At 61.7% G+C, this 1,793-nt stretch carries 1 protein-coding gene; it reads right to left on the bottom strand.

Going from position 1 to position 1,793, the window contains the following annotated elements; genetic code table 11:
* Window positions 1-60: 60 nt before the first annotated feature.
* The gene (locus ACX80M_RS20955) at window positions 61-1,734 is read right to left on the bottom strand and encodes a flavin-containing monooxygenase (RefSeq protein WP_459310389.1); all 1,674 of its coding nucleotides are present in this window, start codon (window positions 1,732-1,734) and stop codon (window positions 61-63) included.
* Window positions 1,735-1,793: the final 59 nt, after the last annotated feature.

Here is a 1,793-nt window from a genome sequence, read left to right as displayed (position 1 = left end):
GCGGCCCGGGAAGGATGGCTTGGCGGGCTGTCCTTCCCGGGCCGGCGGTGGTGGTGCTGATCAGGCCGGGGTCAGGATGTCGGCGTCGGTTGCGAAGTTCGGGTACTTGTTGGAGGCCTCGTCGGCGAGGATGGACCGGTACTGCTTGATGCCACCGAGGTAGAACATGACCGTGCGCTTCTTTCCGGGGATGTTGGCGCCAAAGATCCACGAGGCGGCCTGGGGGAAGAGTGTCTGGTGGGCGATATCCGAGCACGTCTCCGTCCAGTCGGCCTCGGTTTCGGATTTGGCCTCGATCCAGCCCGTGCCGGAGGTCGAGACGTGGCTGATGGTTTCGCTGATCCACTCGACCTGCGTCTCGATGGAGGGCGGAAGGTTGGTGAACGGCCCGTTCGGGCCCAGGATCATGAACATATTGGGGAAGCCGCTGGTTGCCATGCCCAGATAGCTGGTTGGCCCGTCAGCCCAGTGCTCTTTCAACGTTTCGCCATCGCGGCCGCGGATATTGACGCGGACATAGTTGCCGTCCACGGCGTCGAAACCGGTCGCGCAGATGAGCACGTCCAGTTCATGCAGGGTGCCGTCGGCGGTGACGATGCCCTGTTCGGTCACCGACTTGATCGGGTTTTCCTTGACGTTCACGAGGGAGACGTTTGGACGGTTAAACGTCTCGTAGTAGCCCGAATCGCACAGCGGCCTGCGGGCGTACAGATCGGTCGGTGTCAGTTTCCGGCGCGTTTCGGGGTCCGTGACGATCTCGGCGATCTTGCGGCGGATGAACTTCGCAGCCTCTTCGTTGGCGTCCTGGTCCGTGGCGATATCCGAGAAAGTCTCGAACATAAAGCGGAACCCCCCGCCTTCCTCCCAGGTCCGCTGGTAGATCCGTTCGCGTTCCTGGGGGGAAACGCTGAACGTTGGAACGGCGCTCTCCTCGAAACCCATGGCCACCGAGGAGTTCTTGACCTGTTCCCAGTTCGCCTCAAAGTTCTCCCGATGGGCACGGTGTTCCTGCGCCGTCAGCTGGCGGTTGCCCGCCGGCACGCTGTACTGCGGTGTGCGCTGGAAGGAGGTCAGATGGGCCGCTACCGGGGCTGTGGCGGTGATCACCTGATTACCGGTTGAACCGTTGCCGATAACACCCACCCGCTTGCCCGCGAGGTCCAGGTCTTCCGGCCAGGCACCCGTGTGGACCAGCCGGCCCGCGAAGGTCTCCATGCCGGGGAACTTCGGAAGATTGGTGGCCGAGAGCAGGCCGAGGCCCGTGACCAGAAAGCGGGACTGGAACGTGACTCCGCGGTCGGTCCGCACGGTCCAGGTGCCGGAGGCCTCGTCGAACTCAGCGTCAGTCATGCCAGTTTCAAGCCGGACATGCTCCCGCAGGTCGTAGCGGTCCACGACGCCATTCAGGTACGCCAGGATCTCGGCCTGGGGCACGTACTTCGTGTTCCACGGAGTCTGTTCGTAGAGGTCGCGATCAAAAGAGTACTGGTAAACAAAACTCTCAGAATCCGAAAGCGCGCCCGGATACTTGTTCCAGAACCAAGTTCCCCCAACACCCCCGGCACGGTCAATCGCTACGGCGTCGAGACCGAGCTCGTTGCGCAGCTTATGCAGCATGTAGATACCACCGAAGCCTGCTCCAACAACGAGCGCATCGAGCTGATAGGTCTTCCCGGGGACGGCGTTGTCCATGATGTCTTCCTCCGACTTGTAGAGCACTGTGAGATAATTCACCTTGTAAACACCAGTCTGTAGTGGCAGAACCACGACCCGGTGTCCCAATTTGGAACACT

The organism is Pseudarthrobacter sp. MDT1-22 (assembly GCF_054511035.1).
Note: the sequence above shows the minus strand (reverse complement) of the source record. Positions and strands in the feature narration are given on the sequence as shown.